This window comes from Vibrio sp. 1401, from assembly GCF_033340295.1.
This window is the reverse complement of sequence record NZ_JAWOWF010000733.1, coordinates 1-545: the sequence shown is the minus strand read 5'-3', so window position 1 is coordinate 545 and position 545 is coordinate 1. Positions and strand designations below refer to the sequence as shown.

The window sequence follows — 545 nt, the reverse complement described above, 5'->3', positions numbered from 1 at the left end:
ACTTGGGAAGACCAAGTTTTCGCACAGCAGGTACGTCTCAACCGACGTATCAATATAAAAAGCTTCGCTGTAAGACTCACTGGCCAAATCCAGATCACCATCCAATTCAGCATGCTTACCACGAATCACATAAGACAGCACCGAATCTCGTAACCTCAATGCTTGCCCAAGATGCTGCTTGGCTGAAGCCATGTCACCTGCGATGGTTTCGTGTAGGGCCAAAGCTTCATAAATTCGAGGTTGAATTGGCCCAACCATCATTTTCACGTTGGTTTCCAGCGCATCGCTGAGTTGTTGCACTCGCCCTTTCTTTAGTTCGAGAGACGAATCGAGCACTTTCTGCACGTGGTAAGCAATCAGCAATTCAGCTTGAACATAAGCATTATCTGGCTCGATTTCTAAAATATTTTCCATCAAATCGATGCCTTGGCGAAACTGCTTGGCATCAGAGACATTAAGATAATGGTTAGCTTGCACGAACAATTCCAAGGCATCGGGATTCATGGGCATTCCCGCCACCAGCATCGTAGATTTTAATTTGGCAT

At 45.7% G+C, this 545-nt stretch carries 1 pseudogene; it reads right to left on the bottom strand.

The window, feature by feature from the left end:
• A pseudogene (locus tag R7Z77_RS27850) lies at positions 1-545 on the bottom strand (transcriptional regulator CadC); the annotation flags it as partial.